This is a genomic window from Ruegeria sp. HKCCD7296, from assembly GCF_013110775.1.
Taxonomy (GTDB): Bacteria; Pseudomonadota; Alphaproteobacteria; order Rhodobacterales; family Rhodobacteraceae; genus Ruegeria.
This window is the reverse complement of sequence record NZ_WVRF01000007.1, coordinates 93,873-112,163: the sequence shown is the minus strand read 5'-3', so window position 1 is coordinate 112,163 and position 18,291 is coordinate 93,873. Positions and strand designations below refer to the sequence as shown.

Annotated in this window: 21 protein-coding genes; 14 read left to right on the top strand and 7 right to left on the bottom strand. The window is 56.8% G+C overall.

What is annotated here, in order from left to right; genetic code table 11:
- Positions 1–49 precede the first annotated feature (49 nt).
- Both GS632_RS11685 and GS632_RS11680 read left to right on the top strand, forming a co-directional pair.
- Positions 50–868 (top strand): MBL fold metallo-hydrolase, encoded by an 819-nt coding sequence (locus tag GS632_RS11685; protein WP_171238153.1) that lies wholly within the window; start codon positions 50–52, stop codon positions 866–868.
- A gap of 38 nt (positions 869–906) precedes the next feature.
- Entirely contained in the window at positions 907–2,322 is a 1,416-nt protein-coding gene (locus GS632_RS11680; protein WP_171238154.1) for an FAD-binding oxidoreductase, read from the top strand.
- A gap of 37 nt (positions 2,323–2,359) precedes the next feature.
- Here the strand turns inward: GS632_RS11680 and GS632_RS11675 are convergent, their stop codons facing one another.
- Both GS632_RS11675 and GS632_RS11670 read right to left on the bottom strand, forming a co-directional pair.
- Positions 2,360–2,842, bottom strand: a complete 483-nt coding sequence (locus GS632_RS11675; RefSeq protein ID WP_171177866.1) for a fasciclin domain-containing protein — start codon at positions 2,840–2,842, stop codon at positions 2,360–2,362.
- Positions 2,843–3,012: 170 nt separating this feature from the next.
- Entirely contained in the window at positions 3,013–3,552 is a 540-nt protein-coding gene (locus tag GS632_RS11670) for an adenine phosphoribosyltransferase (protein WP_171177863.1), read from the bottom strand.
- A gap of 326 nt (positions 3,553–3,878) precedes the next feature.
- Here GS632_RS11670 and GS632_RS11665 point away from each other — a divergent pair, with 326 nt between their 5' ends.
- Positions 3,879–4,052 (top strand): hypothetical protein, encoded by a 174-nt coding sequence (locus tag GS632_RS11665; RefSeq protein ID WP_171177861.1) that lies wholly within the window; start codon positions 3,879–3,881, stop codon positions 4,050–4,052.
- A gap of 7 nt (positions 4,053–4,059) precedes the next feature.
- Here GS632_RS11665 and GS632_RS11660 read toward each other — a convergent pair whose 3' ends face one another.
- The gene (locus GS632_RS11660) at positions 4,060–4,689 is read right to left on the bottom strand and encodes a LysE family translocator (protein ID WP_171238155.1); all 630 of its coding nucleotides are present in this window, start codon (positions 4,687–4,689) and stop codon (positions 4,060–4,062) included.
- 220 nt (positions 4,690–4,909) lie between these two features.
- Here GS632_RS11660 and GS632_RS22265 point away from each other — a divergent pair, with 220 nt between their 5' ends.
- The 3 genes from GS632_RS22265 (at position 4,910) to GS632_RS11650 (ending at position 6,999) form a co-directional block, all read left to right on the top strand.
- Complete coding sequence (locus tag GS632_RS22265; protein WP_256368547.1) at positions 4,910–5,032, top strand: hypothetical protein; 123 nt, start codon at positions 4,910–4,912, stop codon at positions 5,030–5,032.
- A 15-nt stretch (positions 5,033–5,047) separates the two neighbouring features.
- Positions 5,048–5,713 carry a hypothetical protein gene (locus GS632_RS11655; RefSeq protein WP_171177857.1) on the top strand — a complete coding sequence of 222 codons (666 nt, stop codon included), beginning with the start codon at positions 5,048–5,050 and terminating at the stop codon, positions 5,711–5,713.
- Between the two features lie 473 nt (positions 5,714–6,186).
- Positions 6,187–6,999: an alpha/beta hydrolase gene (locus GS632_RS11650; RefSeq protein WP_253284458.1), complete on the top strand. Its 813-nt coding sequence runs from the start codon at positions 6,187–6,189 to the stop codon at positions 6,997–6,999.
- Between the two features lie 2 nt (positions 7,000–7,001).
- Here GS632_RS11650 and GS632_RS11645 read toward each other — a convergent pair whose 3' ends face one another.
- Positions 7,002–7,874, bottom strand: a complete 873-nt coding sequence (locus GS632_RS11645; protein WP_171235282.1) for an S-methyl-5'-thioadenosine phosphorylase — start codon at positions 7,872–7,874, stop codon at positions 7,002–7,004.
- Between the two features lie 66 nt (positions 7,875–7,940).
- Positions 7,941–8,576, bottom strand: a complete 636-nt coding sequence (locus GS632_RS11640) for a hypothetical protein (RefSeq protein ID WP_253284457.1) — start codon at positions 8,574–8,576, stop codon at positions 7,941–7,943.
- Between the two features lie 91 nt (positions 8,577–8,667).
- Here GS632_RS11640 and GS632_RS11635 point away from each other — a divergent pair, with 91 nt between their 5' ends.
- The gene (locus tag GS632_RS11635) at positions 8,668–10,302 is read left to right on the top strand and encodes a SulP family inorganic anion transporter (protein WP_171238157.1); all 1,635 of its coding nucleotides are present in this window, start codon (positions 8,668–8,670) and stop codon (positions 10,300–10,302) included.
- Between the two features lie 136 nt (positions 10,303–10,438).
- Here the strand turns inward: GS632_RS11635 and GS632_RS11630 are convergent, their stop codons facing one another.
- Complete coding sequence (locus tag GS632_RS11630; RefSeq protein ID WP_171238158.1) at positions 10,439–11,044, bottom strand: flavin reductase family protein; 606 nt, start codon at positions 11,042–11,044, stop codon at positions 10,439–10,441.
- A 71-nt stretch (positions 11,045–11,115) separates the two neighbouring features.
- On the opposite strand from GS632_RS11630, the gene GS632_RS11625 reads away from it, so the two are divergent.
- From GS632_RS11625 to GS632_RS11605, 5 genes are all read left to right on the top strand, one after another.
- On the top strand, positions 11,116–11,610 hold the full coding sequence (locus GS632_RS11625; protein ID WP_171177846.1) for a GNAT family N-acetyltransferase: 495 nt from the start codon (positions 11,116–11,118) through the stop codon (positions 11,608–11,610).
- 52 nt (positions 11,611–11,662) lie between these two features.
- Positions 11,663–12,406, top strand: a complete 744-nt coding sequence (locus tag GS632_RS11620) for an EcsC family protein (protein ID WP_171238159.1) — start codon at positions 11,663–11,665, stop codon at positions 12,404–12,406.
- A 136-nt stretch (positions 12,407–12,542) separates the two neighbouring features.
- Positions 12,543–13,004 (top strand): NUDIX hydrolase, encoded by a 462-nt coding sequence (locus tag GS632_RS11615; RefSeq protein WP_171238160.1) that lies wholly within the window; start codon positions 12,543–12,545, stop codon positions 13,002–13,004.
- A gap of 72 nt (positions 13,005–13,076) precedes the next feature.
- Positions 13,077–13,532, top strand: coding sequence for a DUF1178 family protein (locus GS632_RS11610; protein WP_171177840.1), 456 nt, complete (start codon positions 13,077–13,079; stop codon positions 13,530–13,532).
- Between the two features lie 3 nt (positions 13,533–13,535).
- Positions 13,536–14,174, top strand: coding sequence for an SDR family oxidoreductase (locus tag GS632_RS11605; protein WP_171238161.1), 639 nt, complete (start codon positions 13,536–13,538; stop codon positions 14,172–14,174).
- Here GS632_RS11605 and GS632_RS11600 read toward each other — a convergent pair.
- Positions 14,168–14,524, bottom strand: a complete 357-nt coding sequence (locus tag GS632_RS11600; RefSeq protein WP_171177836.1) for a hypothetical protein — start codon at positions 14,522–14,524, stop codon at positions 14,168–14,170. The genes GS632_RS11605 and GS632_RS11600 overlap by 7 nt on opposite strands.
- 165 nt (positions 14,525–14,689) lie before the next feature.
- Between GS632_RS11600 and GS632_RS11595 the strand changes: the two genes are divergently transcribed.
- Together GS632_RS11595 and ptsP are read left to right on the top strand one after the other, a co-directional pair.
- Positions 14,690–15,928, top strand: a complete 1,239-nt coding sequence (locus GS632_RS11595) for an aspartate kinase (protein ID WP_171177834.1) — start codon at positions 14,690–14,692, stop codon at positions 15,926–15,928.
- A 46-nt stretch (positions 15,929–15,974) separates the two neighbouring features.
- The gene (gene ptsP, locus GS632_RS11590) at positions 15,975–18,218 is read left to right on the top strand and encodes a phosphoenolpyruvate--protein phosphotransferase (RefSeq protein ID WP_171721848.1); all 2,244 of its coding nucleotides are present in this window, start codon (positions 15,975–15,977) and stop codon (positions 18,216–18,218) included.
- Positions 18,219–18,291: the final 73 nt, after the last annotated feature.

The window sequence follows — 18,291 nt, the reverse complement described above, 5'->3', positions numbered from 1 at the left end:
AGATGAACAAGGGGCATGACTTGGGCGTGTTCTGCGCTAAAGTTAAGTTATGCGCTGGTTGGTTGCGGCATTGATGGTGATTTCTGGTGGAGCTGCAGCGCAAGAGCGGCGGCCAAGCCATTGCATCGCCATTGCTGATGCCGCGCCGGGGATTGAGTACCTTCACAAAGCTGCGTGGCAAGATCCGGTGCCGGAATTTTCTGTGCGGATCAGCTATATCGCGCACGCGTCGTTTCTGATCCAGACGCGGGGCGGGTTGAATGCAGTCACCGATTTCACCGGTTTTATCGGCAGTGCGGATTTGATCCCTGATGTGGTGACGATGAACCATGCCCACAGCACGCATTGGACGGCCCATCCCGATCCGGCGATCCCACATGTTCTGCCGGGATGGGGTGAGTTTGGTCAGGGCATTGAGCATCATCTTGATCTGGGTGAGATGCTGGTGCGGAATGTCTCGACCGATATTCGTTCGGCTTATGGCGGTGTCGAAGAACGGGGCAATTCGATCTTCGTGTTCGAGGTTGAAGGGCTATGTATCGGTCATCTGGGGCATTTGCATCATGTGCCGTCAGACGAGCAGTTCGCCGCGTTGGGGCGGCTGGATGTTGTAATGGCTGCGGTTGATGGCGGGACGACAATGCCCTTGCCAGACATGATCTCGGTTCTGAAGCGACTGAAAAGTTCTGTCATCATTCCGATGCACTGGTTTTCTGGATTCTCGCTTGACCGGTTCCTTGTTGATATTCGGGATACTTTTCCGGTTGAACGCAACGGTATTTCGGAAATCACTGTCTCGCTTCGCGATCTTCCCGACCGACCTACGGTGATTGTTCTGGAGCCGCAATATCTGATTGATTTGGAATAGGGCTTGCCGCAGCCGCGTCGCTTGGGCATTGAAAACGTATGAATTTGAACCCCGCCGATGCCCGATTTGCCGCGCTGATCCAATCGACAATACGCGACGATGTCCTGCGCCCCGTTGAAGATCGGTATTTGGAAGAACCGCGCGGGCGGTTTTCCGGCCAGATCGGGGTGTTGGCTGTTCCCGACAGCACCGAAGAGGTTTCCGCACTGGTGCGGTTGGCTTCGGAGGAGCGGGTGCCGGTTGTACCCTATGGCGGTGGCACAGGATTGGTAGGCGGGCAGGTGATGTCAGATGGCCCACTCCCTTTGTTGGTCTCTTTGGAGCGAATGACAGCCATTCGGTCTGTTTTCCCGACCGAGAACATCCTGATCGCCGAAGCCGGGGCCATTTTGCAAGACGTTCAGACAGCGGCCGAGAATGCGGATCGGCTGTTTCCGTTGTCATTGGCGGCGCAGGGGTCGTGTCGGATCGGGGGCAACCTTTCGACCAATGCCGGGGGCGTTAATGTCTTGCGCTATGGCAACGCACGTGACCTGTGTCTGGGGCTTGAGGCGGTTTTGCCCAATGGCGAGATATGGCATGGGCTGAGCCGGTTGCGAAAGGACAACACGGGCTACGATCTGCGGGACCTTTTGATCGGGGCCGAAGGCTCGCTGGGGATCATCACGGCAGCGTCCCTTAAGCTGTTTCCAAAACCCGCTGCGCTGGGCACAGCGATGTATCAGGTGACTTCACCCGAGGCGGCCATCGACCTGCTGGCGTTGGCCCGAGATCAGGTGGGCGAGACTGTCAGCACGTTTGAGCTGATCCATCGGCAAGGGCTCGATTTCCTGACCGATGTCCTTCCGGAAGTTCGCCAACCTTTCAACACACCGCCAGAGTGGAGCGTGTTGATTGAGTTGGGACTTTCAAAGGGGCAATCATCGTCAGCCGCGTTGGAGGAGATTTACATCCGCGCTGAAGAGCGCGGTCTGGTTCAAGATGGGGTGATTGCGCAAAGTGAAGCGCAGCGCGCTGATCTGTGGGCGGTTCGCGAACGCATTCCCGAGGCCAACCGCCTGATCGGATCTGTTTCGAGCCATGACATCTCGATACCGATTTCCAGGATTCCAGACTTTATTCGCAAAGGTGGGCAGGTGATTGCTGGCCTCGGACCGTTTCGGATCAATTGTTTCGGACACCTTGGCGATGGCAATCTGCATTACAACGTGTTCCCGCCCAAAGGGCAAAGCCGATCAGAGTTTGACACGGAAAGGGGCGCGATCAAGCAGGCTGTACATGATCTGGTTGACGCTTTTGACGGCTCGGTCAGTGCTGAACATGGGGTGGGGCGTTTGAAAACGGACGATCTTGAACGCTATGGCGACCCGGTAAAGCTGGGTGCCATGAGGGCCATCAAGGCAGCTTTGGACCCACAGGGGATCATGAACCCGGGCGCGGTCCTGAAAGGGTGAACACGGCCCATGATACGGGCCGTGTCTTTAAACGGTGTTACGACGCAGGCAGGATCACTTTGTCGATCACGTGGATCACACCGTTCTTGGTTTCGATGTCAGCCTGAACAACGTTGGCATCATTCACCATCACACCCGAGTCCAGATCGATTGTGATATCACCGCCCTGAACGGTTGCGGCAGTCATATCATCTGTCAGATCACCGGACATCACTTTGCCCGGTACGACGTGGTAAGTCAGGATAGCAACAAGCTGGTCCTTGTTTTCCGGCTTGAGCAGGTCTGCGACTGTGCCTTCTGGCAAAGCGGCAAACGCGTCGTCTGTTGGGGCAAATACGGTGAATGGCCCTTCGCCTTTCAGCGTGTCAACTAGTTCGGCCGCTTGCACGGCGGCTACGAGAGTTTCAAAGCTGCCAGCGGCGACAGCGGTATCAACAATGTCTTTGCCATGGCCGTCGGCCAAAGCGGTAGTGCTGAACAGGATCGTGGCGACACCAGCGGCGGCGAATTTGCGGAACATATGAGGGTCTCCCTTGGTAAGAATGCTCGAAACAGCATCAACCGAGGTACGCGGCATCCTCACAGCAAGATCACTTGTTTTGCGCCGAATTGTGGGTTGAAGGAACCGAAAGCCGCGCTAAGCCAGCGTGGCTTTCATAGTCCAATCACGCTTTTGTGAAGATTTCTGTGTCAGAGCCCCTCAAATTCGCACAGTATGTGCACGTCCATTCCCATCTCTTCCAGAACTTTACGACCTCCGAGATCGGGCAAGTCGATGATGAACGCGCATGAGACGATCTCGCCCCCAAGCCGTTCGATCAGCTTGATGCCCGCCGCCGCTGTGCCGCCTGTGGCCAGCAGATCATCGACAACCAGAATCTTTTCGCCGGGTTGGATGGCGTCGTCGTGGATCTCAACAATCGCTTCACCATACTCCAATTTGTAGTCCTGGCTGATTGTGGTGCCGGGCAGCTTACCTTTTTTGCGGATCGGCACAAAGCCAACGCTTAGCTGATGCGCAATCGCACCGCCCAGAATAAAGCCCCGCGCTTCCAGCCCCACCACCTTGTCTATCCGCTCACCGGCATAGGGGTGCAACATCTGGTCAATCGCCATCCGAAACCCGCGGGGGTCGGCAAACAAGGTTGTCACATCGCGAAACATGATCCCTTCGTGGGGAAAATCGACAATGGTTCGGATGTAATCTTTGACAGATTTGTTTCTGGACATGGGCCAACCCTTTTAGCGTCAAAACACACCAAGGTGTTTGGCCCATCAAACAGCCCCGCGCAAGGTTCTAATCCGGCGCAACTTTCATGAGCGAGGGGTCATGATTGCCCGAGGCAAGCTTTTGTAACGATAGAGCGCAGCGGGTAACCAGGACAGGTGCGGTTTGCGCCAATTGCGTTGATCTCGCAATAGAAATGCCTGAGCAGTATGAAGGTTCATTGCCATATTCCTTTTATTGTTGTTAAGTGCCCGATAACGACAATCACTATGCTATGTATATACAATGCATCGCCGAAAATTGCAAGGTCTGTTGGGGGGCAACGCGCGTGGCAAAGAAAGACGGCAAGGGATCAAACAAGAAAAACAGTCAGTTGGTCCTGCGTCTGGATAAAGACGAACGGGACGCTTTTGTCGAACTGTGTAAAGAGCTGGATACCTCAGCCGCGCGAGAAATTCGCCGGTTTATCCGTGGCTTTATGAAAGAACACGCTGAGGATTAGAATGACCTCAGGCCGGGCGGCGAAGAACTGCCGTGGCGACTCCCATCCCTACCAAGGTCAGCCCGCCAAACCGTGTCATTGCTGTTATGACGCTCGCGCGGCCAATCAGGCGCCGCAGTCGATCGGCCAACAGCGCGTAAGCTAATGCGTTCAGCCAGGCCAGCCCCACGAATGTCACGATCAGGATGGCGAATTGCGGACCCAGCGGTTCGGTCGGGCGCAGAAACTGCGGAACAAAAGCGATGAAGAAGGCAATGGATTTCGGGTTTAGCGCGGTCACGGCCGCAGCGTGCCCAAACACATTGCGCGCAGTCACGTCGCGCGCGGTATCAATTGTGCCTAACCCTCCGGCAGGTGCACTGCGCAACAGTTTGATCCCGAGCCACACCAGATAGGCGGCCCCAACCCATTTGAGTACCGAAAACAAGGTCGCCGAGGCCAGCACCAATGCGCCCAACCCCAGCAATGAGGCTGTCATGGCCACCAGATCACCCACAGCGACCCCGGTCGCCGAAGCAACCGCGACGCTGCGCCCCTTGGACAGGGCATAGCTAAGCACCAGCAAAACGGTCGGGCCGGGGATAAGCAGTAAAGCGGTGGAGGCGGCAACAAAGGCCAGCCAAAGATCAAATTGCATCGCAGAAGTCCTGATTTGACGGTCTGAGATTGAGAGAATCAGCTTCAGGAATCAAGTCGCATATGCACGACGTATCAGCAGCATGCCTTTCGCGCTTGGCTGTGAAACACAAAAATACTCAAATACTTACTCGGGTTTTATTAGTTTCGCGACAAAACATTCAATTTGTGTTATGGTTGCGCCGCATTTTTTGTTTCGATTTTAAAATAGGAGGTTCGTCATGAAACTTATCGTTTCCGTTTTTCTGTTGGGCATATTGCTGATCCCGACTGTCGCCTCTGCGTGCCCGGACGGCTACTTTAATTGCGGCGGAGACCTGTGCTGCCCCAATCCTCAGAACTAGTTCAGAGGATATGACATGCCTAAATTCAATTTGCGGTACGCCGCCGTCGTCGTTGTTGGTTTAGCTGCGTTTGGTGCTGGTAAAGCACTCCTGTTCAACGCCAACGAATCGGATTTGCGGTATCAGAAGTTCAGCGTATCCGAAGGTCAGTTGAACGGTCCGGTGCTGGGTGGTGCATTTGCGTATAACCACATTTCGGAAGAATTCGAACCACAGATGATTTGTGAACTTGTTGTCGGTGGCAACCAAGTTGGGCCGCATCCGGTTTCGATCCACAGTTCAAGTCTGATTGCCCTAGGTTGGAACGGCGCATGGGATTCCATCACGGAATATGTCGGCGACAAGATTGGTGAAGCTATGCAGATCTCTGGTGCTGACGCCAAATGGCAATTCCAGAAACAATTCTGGAAGGCAAAGAACGGTACATCATTCGATGAGTCCTGCCGTTCAAAGGTCGAGGAATTAGCCAGGGATCCGAACTTTTCGGTATTCTTGGTCGAAACACTGTTCTTCGATCAGGAGGCCCTTGACGACATGGAAATGGTGCAATTGTCGCAAACGTCGATAATCTTCAGCGGATGCGAACCAGAATGCCAAGCGCCGGTGCCGGTCAAATCAGTACTCAATCCCGGTTGGTTGACGCGGTCCAAGGACGAATGGGGTATCGTGCGTATCCATTAGTCGCAAGCATTCCCTTGATTGCCTCAAACTGGGACTAAAAGACCGCCCTGTGATTTCATCTAGCTTGGCTACCAACGCCAGTTGGCGCTGATCCGGCTTGGATAGTATCGCTATTCCGTTGCCTGATCGCTGCCATGCAGGCCAGACGCGTGCTAGATCCCAGTTGGCGAGTAGGCCATTGACCATTTCGAGGCTCAATCCAGTTGTCCGAGGACAGAATGCATCCCTGTCCAGTAAGCAATCCCATTCTTTTGACGCCGGGCGTATTCGTTCCCGGCTAATTGATGCGTTCTGCGGAGGAAGCTTCCGATTCAACGCCAGCTAGGTTCGCCTTAAAGCCAAGATTAAGTCTCCTCCATCTTCCTTGAATTGCAAACGCCCTCTACCAGTCTATGGTGCGAACAAGTCTAAATGAGGCTGTGATGGAACATAGCGAATACGCAACTCCCGGTAAGGTTCCCAGGACGGGTCTGATGACCAGCCGATGGAAAATCGCGGGCATTGTATCCATTGTTCTGATCACAACGCTCTACGCCGCTGTGGTCGGGTACATGTATCTGAACCAGCGCGCGCTGCTGTTCAAACCTTCGGGAGTACTTCCCGAGCCTGCCTCTGTCGGATTGGTCGATATCGATGTCATGACGAAGTCCATGGAGGATGGGACAGAACTGACCGTCTGGGCGGCGCCCGCGGCCACTCAAGGTGCACCGACCGTTTTGTTCTTTCACGGCCAAAGCGGTAATTTGGGTGACCGCGCGGACAGGTTGCGTGAGATACTGAACAGCGGGTATGGGCTGCTGGCACCCAGTTATCGCGGATACCCCGGCAGCACAGGCACACCTTCCCAAGCGACCTTGGTTTCGGACGGATTGGAGCTGTTTGACCAACTTTACGACGCCGGAGAGGCGGTTGTTTTGCACGGCCAAAGCCTCGGTACGGCGGTCGCGGCGCAAGTGGCGGCACAACGACCCGAAGCCACGATGTTGGTGCTGGAAGCGCCCTTCACTGCAACCGTAGATGTGGCGGCGGAACGCTATCCGTGGCTGCCGGTATCGGCCCTGATGCACGACCAGTTTGCCACCCGCGACATCATCGGGACAATCGAGGTGCCGACGTTGATCTTCCACGGCACAGGTGATCAAACCGTTCCAGTGCATCACGGCGCGCGCCTTGCCAAGATGGGCGGCGAGAGGGTTGAGTTTTTCTTGATTCCCGGCGGAACCCACAACGAGTTGTGGTCATACGGCGTGTGGCAGACCGTTCAAGACCGCCTGCCACAGTACTGATTTCAGAGAATTCGCCCGGCGACCGCGTCCAGCTTGGCCAAAAGCGCCGGGTCGCGTTTTTCAGGGGCAGTCAGGATTGCGTATTCCAAGGCACTATCACAGCCATGCGGGCAAGGTTCACGTTCAGCCCCCAGCAACGCGGGCAGACCCTTGACCAGAGCGCGACCCTTGTCGGCATTGCCTGTCAGAGTGGCAATGATGGTCGCAACGTCCACCTCTCCGTGGTCGGGATGCCAGCTGTCATAATCCGTGACCATCGCGATCGAGGCATAGCAAAGCTCGGCCTCGCGGGCGAGTTTGGCTTCGGGCATATTGGTCATGCCGATCACGTCGCAGCCCCATTGCTCACGATACATTTTCGATTCAGCAAGGCTCGAGAACTGCGGTCCTTCCATCGCCAAATAAGTGCCGCCGCGATGGATGGTGATGCCAGCGGCCTTGCCGGCGGTTTCGCAGGCATCCGACAGGCGCGGGCAGGTGGGATGGGCCACGCTTACATGGGCGACGCACCCCGAGCCGAAAAAGCTTTTCTCACGTGCAAAAGTCCGGTCGATGAACTGATCGACAATCACGAAGTCGCCGGGTGCCATGTGCTCGCGGAACGATCCGCAGGCTGAAACCGAGATCACGTCCGTCACGCCCAGCCGCTTCAACGCGTCGATATTGGCGCGATAGGGCACATCGGTCGGCGAATGCACGTGGCCGCGGCCATGACGCGGCAGAAAAGCCATTTCGACACCGCCCAGCGATCCGGTCAGGATTTGGTCTGACGGCGTTCCCCATGGGGTCTCAACCGCGACCCATTCGGCGTTTTCCAGCCCATCAATTTCATAGATGCCTGATCCGCCAATGACGGCAATCTTGGTTTGGGTCACTGTCCTGCTCCACGTCTTGCAATGCTATTGGATTTGTGCGGGCTTGCGCACAGTTTGACAAGAGGCCTAGTCCTGTTTTGGCAACAGGTTACGTTGTTGAGACTGCGCGGTGAAGTCAGCCCAAGCTGCGTCGAACATGTCCAGTGGCCACGTCAGATTCTGCGATTGTCCGTGCCTGTCGCGGAAAACAAAGCGATACGCATCCCCGGTTTGCATAGCATCCAGCAGGTCTTGTGCGCGTTGGTCTGCAAAGGTACAGCCAAGCCCCGTCAGGCATCCCGGACGCCGCGTGCGCCATATCGTTTCGTTATCTTTGTCGATGCGAAACCCTGACGGGTTGAAAATGGTGCCGGGCTCCATTCCGAATTCAATTCTGAAGCCTTCAGGTTCTGGCGTAATGAACACGAACTGAGCCGCAAACTTCGGCCGAAATGAGAAAACTTCTGCCCGCCGGATGTAGCACCGCTGTTTCAACGCACTATTTTCTTTGCGCTCGTCGCAGATTGAATTCCAGATCCCGAAAATCTCATGATGCGTCACGCGCCAGTTTCCGGCCGTGTCGTTGCCTTGCAAGTCCTGCGCAAGGGCGGGAAGGGCAGAGAAGAGAAAGAGTATGATCCAGCGCATGATCTCAGATTTGGTTGCTGGGCCACAGTCCCGCAAATCACGTTGCTGCGAGGGTGAGGTATGCGTCAAGCACATGGCTGCATCCCACTTGGTGCAGTAGCTTAAAACCCTCGTGTCCGCTACAACGTCGCCTTCGCGCGAACATAAAACCCTATAGGACTGACCAATGCCCCGAGCCTTGCTGGCAAGTTTTGCCAACCGCGTCGCCATGCCCGATCTGCGCTGGGTGCCTGATGAGGGGCTGACCTTCTCTCGCCTGCGGATCGAACTCTTGTCCGGCCTGACCGTGGCCCTTGCGCTGGTGCCCGAGGCTGTGGCTTTTGCCTTTGTGGCGGGCGTGCACCCTCTGGTTGGTCTGTATGCGGCGTTCCTGGTGGGCCTGATCACGGCACTGATCGGCGGACGGCCCGGTATGATCTCGGGCGCGACCGGCGCACTGGCGGTTGTCATGGTCGCGCTGGTGGCCGAGCACGGGGTCGAATATCTGTTTGCGACCGTAGTTCTTATGGGGATTCTCCAAGTCATTGCCGGGGCAATGCATTGGGGGCGTTTTATCCGTTTGGTGCCGCATCCGGTGATGCTGGGCTTTGTGAACGGCTTGGCCATCGTGATCTTTTTGGCTCAGATGGGTCAATTCAAAGTGCCGGGCACTATGGAAAACACCGGACATGGTATGAGCGGTGGTGAATGGCTGTCGGGGATGCAGCTATATACCATGCTGGGTCTTGTGGCGCTGACGATGGCTGTGATCTGGGTGATGCCGCGTGTCACACGCATCATTCCGGCACCGCTGGCCGGTATTCTGGTGGTCGCTGCACTGGTAATAGGTCTGGGTCTGGATGTACCGCGCGTTGGCGATCTGGCCTCGATTGAGGGCGGTCTGCCTGCGTTCCACATCCCGATGGTGCCTTTGAACTGGGAAACGTTTGAGATCATCCTGCCCTATGCCGTCATTCTCGCGGCCATTGGCCTGATTGAGTCCCTGCTGACCTTGAACCTGGTGGGCGAGATCACGGGCAAGCGCGGCGGAGCCTCGCAAGAATGTATCGCTCAGGGCGCGTCCAATATCGTGACAGGGTTCTTCGGTGGCATGGGCGGTTGCGCAATGATCGGTCAGTCGATGATCAATGTGAAATCCGGTGGACGCACCCGTATTGCAGGTATCGCAGCTGCGGTTTTCCTGTTGATCTTCATCCTGTTCGCATCGCCCCTGATCGAGCAAATCCCACTTGCCGCTCTGGTCGGTGTGATGTTCATGGTGGTGATCGGCACCTTTGCGTGGAACTCGTTCAAGATCATGCGCAAGGTGCCGCTGATGGACGCCTTCGTGATTGTTCTGGTGACAGTAGTGACGGTGATGGAGGACCTTGCAGTTGCCGTTGTGGTCGGTGTCATCGTTTCGGCCCTGGCCTATGCCTGGAATAACGCCAAACGTATTCACGCCGTTACCCGGGACTCGGAAACTGAAAAAGGCGCGAAAGTCTATGAAATCCAGGGGCCGCTGTTCTTTGGATCTTCTGATGGTTTCATCGAACTGTTCGACGTCCCGAACGACCCGGAAACCGTGATTGTTGATTTCGCCGAAAGCCGTGTTGTGGATCAGTCAGCCCTGCAGGCCATCGAAAACATCGCTTCGAAATACGAGGCGGCAGGTAAACGGGTCATGCTGCGTCATCTGAGCCGCGATTGTCACAAGCTGCTGAACAAAGCTGGCCACCTGATGATCGACAGTGATGATGATCCGGATTACGAGCTGGCGGTCGACTACTCTGTCCGTACCGGCATTTTGGGTGGACACTAGGCCTTTTGCGAGGCTCTGCCTCGCGCTCCGAGGTATTTTTGGCCAGATGAAGCAGGGGATTTATTTTTTATCTGGCGTCAAATACCTCGGGGGAGTCGCCCGGAACGGGCGGCGGGGGCAGCGCCCCCGGATCACGTCAATCGTCTGGGCGATTGAGTGAGAACAACTCGGACACGACCGAGTAATCCCGGTACCCAAGGCGTGCCAATGGTTGAAACGACGTCACATCAAACTTGCCGTCCCGGATGTGATCGTCGTGCAGGTGCACGCCAATTACTTCGCCAAATACAACTCGATTGGCTTCACCGAGTAGAGTGACGATCTGGGTGAGCTTGCATTCCAGTGCAGCAGGAGCCCCTGCAATCCGGGAACACGGAATGGTTTCGCATTCGATGGGTGACAACCCGGCATGTTCAAACTCATCAACGTCTTTCGGCAGTCCGGCCGAACTGGCGTTCATCGCGTCCCGATGCGCATGGGCCACCACGTTGACACAGAAAACGCCGGTCGCTTCGATATTGGCGATGCTGTCCTTGCCTCCGTTCTGATCGTGCTTGGTGCCGGTTGTGGCAAACATCACTTGCGGTGGCGTGTAGGCGACGCCATTGAAAAAGGAATAAGGTGCCAGATTGTTGATCCCATTTGCATCCCGGGTTGAAATCCAGCCGATTGGACGCGGTGTGATAATGGCGTTGAACGGGTTGTGCGGCAGGCCGTGGCCGTCTTTGGGGCGATAGAACATCTGATCTCCAAGCGTTTGCCCAAGGCGTAGCGAAGTGCTAGGGCGATTTCCAGCAAGGAAAAGAGGGCAGGGTGCAGCAATTCGGGATCAGGCCGGAAGAGCCAGACGATTGGTGGGAGGTTGAGGCCCTTTATGACCTGTGCTTTGCGCCGGGTCGTGAGGCTTTGTCGTCTTATCGGTTGCGCGATGATGTACCGCCGGTTGCGGGGCTGTCTTTGGTCGCGCGGGATGGTCAGGGTATTTTGGCCGGTGCAATCCGGTTCTGGCCCGTTCATGTCGGCGACCACGATGCCTTACTGCTAGGGCCGGTTGCCGTACACCCTACTCATCAGGGCGAGGGGCTGGGCGGGTATCTGATCCACGCAGGTGTTGACGCAGGGCGCACGCGCGGGTGGCAGCGGGTCATGCTGGTGGGCGATGAACCTTACTACAAACGTTTCGGATTCGCGCGTTTGAGTGGGGTCGAGATGCCGCCACCCACCAACCCTGACAGGGTTTTGGGATTGGAATTGAGACCCGGCGTATGGTCCGGGGTGCAGGGTGCAGTGACCCGTTGGAGCCGCTGACCTATTGAATCGGCGCCGCGCAACGCCGATGTTGATAGGCAGGAGGGCGTAGATGCAGAACGTGGTTCTTGTCGAAAACGTGGATGCCGAGGCCGAACTGGATCGTCTGGCGGATCACTACCGATCTGCCGGTGGTGCTGGTGTGAAACTCTTGAACAAGCTAGGCGGATCAGCCGAGTCTTTGCTTGAGCAGTTGCCGGAACCGGTGCGGCATGGCTTGACCGGAGCAACCGAGCAGGCTTTGTGGCTCGCGATGCACGCTGCACAGGGTTCGCGGCGCGCTGTCCCTGATCAGCAGCCCTGGGTGAACACAGCCGTGACCACGGCCATGGGTGCGGCTGGCGGGATGGGTGGTGTCTCGACAGCTTTGATGGAACTGCCCGCAACAACCGCCTTGCTGCTGCGCGCCATTCAAGGGGCTGCAGCCCGCGAAGGGTTCGATCCCGCTGCGGAGAATGTGAAATTCGATTGCGTGCGGGTTTTAGCCGCTTCTGGTCCTTTGTCGCATGACGATGGGGCGGATCTTGGCTTTTTTTCGGTGCGCCTGACCCTGACAGGACCGGCTATACAGCGCCTGATCGCTGCTGTTGCGCCGCGCTTTTCGATTGTTCTGGGGCAAAAGCTGGCGGCTCAGTCGGTTCCTGTACTTGGGGCTTTGGCGGGCGGCGGGACGAATTATGTTTACACGCGTTATTATCAGCAGATCGCGCGCGTGCATTTCGGTTTGCGGCGGCTGGCAATCGATGCCGATATTCCGCATGATGATCTGGTGCGGCAACTCGCGGCCCGTATGTAGATCACACTTCAGCAGACGCACCTGGCTTGGCGAAATCCACATCATGTGGTATACTTGTGGCAGCCTTCCACAAAATGAGTGTACTCGGATCTCATGTGCGAAGGGACATGGTACTGGCTGAAGGGGCCATCAAGCGATGAAGCCACGGCTGCTGCGTGTTGAACATCTCAAATCTGCGGAACAACCCGTTTTGCAGCAAGCTGCAGCGCTGTGTTACCGGATCAAGGGGAATCGCCCCGAGGTCTTGCTAATCACGACACGCAGGGCGCAACGTTGGATTATTCCCAAAGGCTGGCTTATCCCCGGCTTGTCACGGGCTGACACGGCACTGCAGGAAGCGTGGGAAGAAGCAGGTGTAGCCGGTCAGAGTTTTGGGGAGCAGGTGGGGCAGTTTCTGCACCACAAGCACCGGCTGAATCGCCCGCCTGTACCGATTCTAGTGGATGTATTCCCGGTTCTTGTGCGGTCCGTTTCGCAGGATTTCCCGGAACAGGGGATGCGAAAACGCAAGTGGTATCCGCTCAAAAAGGCGGCTTTGAAGGTTCATTCTCCGGGCCTTGCCGAACTGTTACGAGACTTTAAGCCTTACACACATTAAGATCGGGCCAGAGAGGCTTGATATTGTCATTCGGGTCGGTATCTATTCGCCAATCGATTTTTTGGACTGAACATGATTCAATACGCGTTGAAATGCAGTGAAGGCCACACGTTCGACAGTTGGTTCCAATCCGCCGAAGCCTACGACAAATTGGCTGCGGCAGGGATGGTTACCTGCGCGGTATGCGGGTGCGTGCACGTCGAAAAGGCGATCATGACACCGCGTGTCCGTCCGGCTCGAAACGCGAAACCCAAGCTTCAAGTGCCGCCTGCTGCGGATGAAAAGATCGACGTGGCCACACCTTCGCCCGAGATTGAGAAGGTTTTGTCCGAGATGCGGCGCCATGTCGAAGAGAACTCGGACTACGTGGGCAAGGACTTTGCCAGTGAAGCCCGCAAAATTCATCTGGGTGAGGCTCCGGACCGTGCAATCTATGGCGAGGCCAAGCCAGATGAGGCAAAGTCGCTGATAGAAGACGGCGTGCCTGTGGCGCCATTGCCCTTTGTACCCAGCAGAAAGACAAACTGAAACATGCACATCGTGATTACCGGTGCCAATCGCGGAATCGGCCTGGCGTTGTCCACGCGCTATAGTGACAGGGGCGACACCGTTACAGGAACCTCTCGCGATGGCAGCGCACAGCTGCGCCTTGATGTAACCGATCCCGCGCAACACGCTGCATTCGCAGAGCAATTGAGGAACCAACCCGTTGATATTCTGATCTGTAACGCGGGCGTATATTTGGACAAAGGTCACACGATCAACGACTACCCGGCCGACATGTGGGCGCAGAGCTTTGCAACCAACGTTACTGGGGTATTCCTGACGGTTCAGGCTTTGTTGCCCAATCTACAAGCGTCGCGCGGAAAGGTGGCCATCCTATCATCGCAAATGGCCTCGCATACCCGCGCACCGGGTGGCAGCTATATCTATCGCGCGTCCAAGGCGGCGGTGTTGAATTTGGGGCGCAATCTGGCGACCGACCTCAAAGACGACGGTATCGCCGTTGGAATCTATCATCCAGGTTGGGTCCAGACGGACATGGGCGGAGACGCAGCAGAAATCGACGTGGAACAGGCCGTATCGGGCCTGATCGAGCGGTTCGATGATTTGTCACTGGCCACCACAGGGTGCTTCGAAACCTATGATGGGCAGCCACACGCTTACTGAGAGCTCAGCGCAGCCTTGGGGATTTCGTAGACTTCGCCAGGATCAATATAGATCACCAACAGATCGCCGCGCGTTTCATAGGACATTTTTGAGGTCGAGCTGCTGGATTCAGGCACACCATCTTTGAAATAGATGTTACGCACCTGCCCGCCGCCTAGGCCGACTGCAAGTGTGATGTTGCCGTCGTCGTGGCGGCGCAACTCTGCATGGCAGCTTTGCAGAGGATCACCGGCGTTTGCGGCGCAAGGTACCGTGCCCAGTGCGTTTTGACCGTCGGTTCCAGCGACACTTGCGACCTGAGCCAAGGCTGGCGACGAAATTAGGGCGACGGCAAGGGCTAGGCGAAACATGAAGAACCTCTTGATATGGTTGTTGCCCGTAGGCTGACATCGCGTCTGCACAATGTAAAGCGGCCCTGCGCCGCAGGCTGGTGCCTTTTGCGCCCTTGCTCTTGGTGTGCCCCTCGCATATGAGGCACGGAACCTACAATCCAAGGCGCGGAGACTTTTGCCCCCATGCCCTTACTCGTAATGAAATTCGGCGGCACATCTGTCGCCAATCTGGACCGTATCCGCCGTGCCGCCAAGCGCATCGGCGTCGAAGTTGCCAAGGGTTATGACGTGATCGTCATCGTCTCGGCCATGTCGGGAAAAACCAACGAGCTTGTGGGCTGGGTGAATGAGACATCGCCGCTGTTTGACGCGCGTGAATACGATGCCGTTGTGTCTTCGGGTGAAAACGTCACTGCTGGGCTCATGGCTCTGACTTTGCAGGAAATGGACATCCCTGCGCGCAGCTGGCAGGGCTGGCAGGTGCCGCTGCTGACCACCAGCGCCCACAGCCAGGCCCGGATCGAGGAAATCCCGACCGAAAACCTGAACCAGAAATTCGGCGAAGGTATGAAAGTAGCGGTTGTCGCGGGTTTCCAGGGTCTCAGCCCCGAGGGCCGTATCACCACGTTGGGTCGTGGCGGCTCGGACACCACGGCCGTGGCTTTTGCAGCAGCGTTCGGTGCGGAGCGTTGTGACATCTACACAGATGTGGATGGGGTCTACACCACCGATCCGCGCATCTGCGAAAAGGCGCGCAAGCTGGACCGCATATCGTTCGAAGAGATGCTCGAACTCGCCTCGCTGGGTGCGAAAGTGCTGCAAACCCGCTCGGTCGAGCTGGCGATGCGCTATAAGGTGAAACTGCGCGTTCTTTCAAGTTTCGAAGAACAATCCGACGAGGCCGGTACTTTGGTCTGCGACGAGGAGGATATCATGGAATCCAATGTTGTGGCCGGTGTGGCCTATTCCCGTGACGAAGCCAAGATGACCGTCGTATCGGTGGCCGACCGCCCCGGTATCGCCTCGATCATCTTTACCGCGCTCAGTGATGAGGGTGTGAACGTCGACATGATCGTTCAGAACATCTCGGACGAGGGGCGCACGGACATGACGTTCTCATGCCCGACCGACCAGGTGGCCCGCGCAGAAAAAGCGCTGATGGCAATTAAGGAAGCTGGCGAGTTGAACTATGCCGAGCTGGTGGCGGACAATGACGTCTGCAAGGTTTCGGTTGTGGGAATCGGTATGCGCTCGCAGTCGGGTGTTGCGGCCAAAATGTTCAAGGTGCTCTCGGATGAGGGGATCAACATCAAGGTCATTACAACCTCTGAGATCAAAATTTCCGTTCTGGTCGACAGGAAATACATGGAACTTGCTGTTCAGGCGCTGCATGATGCCTTTGAACTGGACAAGGCGGCCTGAGCTTTTCAGCCAAGGGTTTCGCCTGACACACTAAACTGGGTGGGCCATGGCGGACGGCACCGAAACAGAATCCCGCAAGCTGCTGCGGCGGTTGCGCGAAGAGATGGCGAGCGAAGCCGCTGGTCAGGAACGTCTTGACCGGATCACTCACCTGATTGCCGACAGCATCAGGGCCGAAGTTTGCTCGATCTACCTGTTCCGCGATGATGAGACGCTGGAGCTTTGTGCAACCGAAGGTCTTTCTCCTGAATCGGTCCACAAGACGCGGATGCGTATGGGCGAGGGCCTGGTGGGGCGCGTTGCCAAATTCAGTAAGGTGGTCAATACAGCGGATGCGCCATCCGAAAAAGGGTTCCGTTATATGCCGGAAACCGGCGAGGAACGATATTCGTCGTTTCTTGGGGTCCCGGTACAGCGCCTTGGGGAAAAGCTGGGTGTTTTGGTGGTTCAGTCGCGTGAAGCGCGCGAATTTTCCGCTGACGAAGTCTATGCCTTGGAAGTGGTTGCTATGGTTTTGGCCGAAATGGCCGAGCTTGGTGCTTTTGTGGGCGAGGGTGCGGCACTGTCACCGCTTCACCAGCAATCGGTTCTACTGCGTGGTGGTCCCGCGCAGGAAGGATCCGCTGAAGGACATGTCTGGCTTCATGAGCCCCGCGTGGTCGTCACGAACCCAATAGCAGAAGACCCACACAAAGAACGCGAGCGTCTGATCGGGGCGGTAGATGAGTTGCGCGTCGGGGTCGACAAGATGCTCGAGATTTCTCGGGACGGTGACACCGAGCAGCTTAAAGTGCTTGAAGCCTATCGCATGTTTGCCAATTCCAAAGGCTGGATGCGGCGGATGGAAGAGGACATTGCCCTTGGCCTCAGCGCCGAAGCTGCGGTCGAAAAGGAACAATCGCAGGCGCGCGCGCGCATGGGGCAGGTCACGGACCCGTATCTGCGCGAACGGCTGGCGGACCTGGACGATCTCAGCAATCGCCTGCTGCGGATCCTGACCGGTCAGGGCAAGACCGACAGTTCCGATCTGCCGCCGGATCCGATTCTGATCGCGCGCAATATCGGCCCGGGTGATCTGCTGGAATATGGGCGCGCGCTGAAGGGGATTGTGCTCGAAGAGGGCTCGGTTGGCAGCCACGCCACCATCGTGGCGCGGGCGCTGGCGATCCCGCTTGTGGTGCATGTGGGTCGGATTACGACCGAAGCGTTGAACGGTGATCATATACTGGTCGATGGTGATGAGGGCGTGGTGCATTTGCGTCCTGAAGATACCGTGGTCAGCGCCTTTCGCGACAAGATCGCCATGCAGGCCAAGGCGCAGGAACGCTATGCGTCGATCCGAGAAACTCCCTGTGTCACACGGGATGGTGCGCGCATCAATCTGGTGATGAATGCGGGTCTGATGGCTGATCTGCCGTCGTTGGGCACATCAGGTGCCGAAGGCGTGGGCCTGTTCCGCACCGAGCTGCAATTCCTGATCCGAAACCAGATGCCGAAACGGTCGGAACTTGTCACCCAGTATCAGCGCGTTCTGGATGCGGCAGGGGACAAGCGGGTTGTGTTCCGCACCCTGGATATCGGGTCAGACAAGGTTCTGCCCTATATGAAGCATGTTGCTGAACCGAACCCTGCGCTGGGCTGGCGCGCTATTCGGGTGGGGCTGGATAAACGCGGGGTCATGCGGATGCAGTTGCAAGCGCTTCTGCGGGCTGCGAATGGACGACCGCTGACGATCATGTTTCCATTTGTCGCGCAGGCGGACGAGTTCCGCGAAGCCCGGTGGGAGGTGAACAAAACCATCGATCGCGAAAAACGGCTGGGTCATATCCTGCCTGAAACGCTTGAGGTTGGCGCGATGCTGGAAACCCCGTCGCTGGCCTTTGCCCCCCAGAAGTTCTTTGACGAGGTGGACTTTATCTCGATCGGCGGCAACGACCTAAAGCAGTTCTTCTTTGCTGCCGACCGTGAAAATGAACTGGTCCGGCGCCGTTACGACACGCTAAATGTCAGCTTCCTGAGTTTGATGGAGCGGATTGTTGAGCGCTGCGATATCTCGGACACTCCGCTCAGTTTCTGCGGTGAAGATGCCGGGCGCCCCGTCGAAGCGCTGTGCTTGGCGGCGATGGGCATTCGGACATTGTCGATGCGCCCTGCTTCGATTGGCCCGGTCAAAAGCCTGTTGCTGCGCTGTGATCTGTCAGAGGTACGTAAAATCATCGCCGATGCCCGGCATCGAGGTGAGCAAAGCGTACGCCCGGCTGTGATGGAATGGCTGCGCAATCAAGGATAACGCGCAAAACGCGCGGGTTTTCGGAAACTCTGCTTGATTTTTGCGTGGGGTCTTTCTAATACGCGGGCAATGT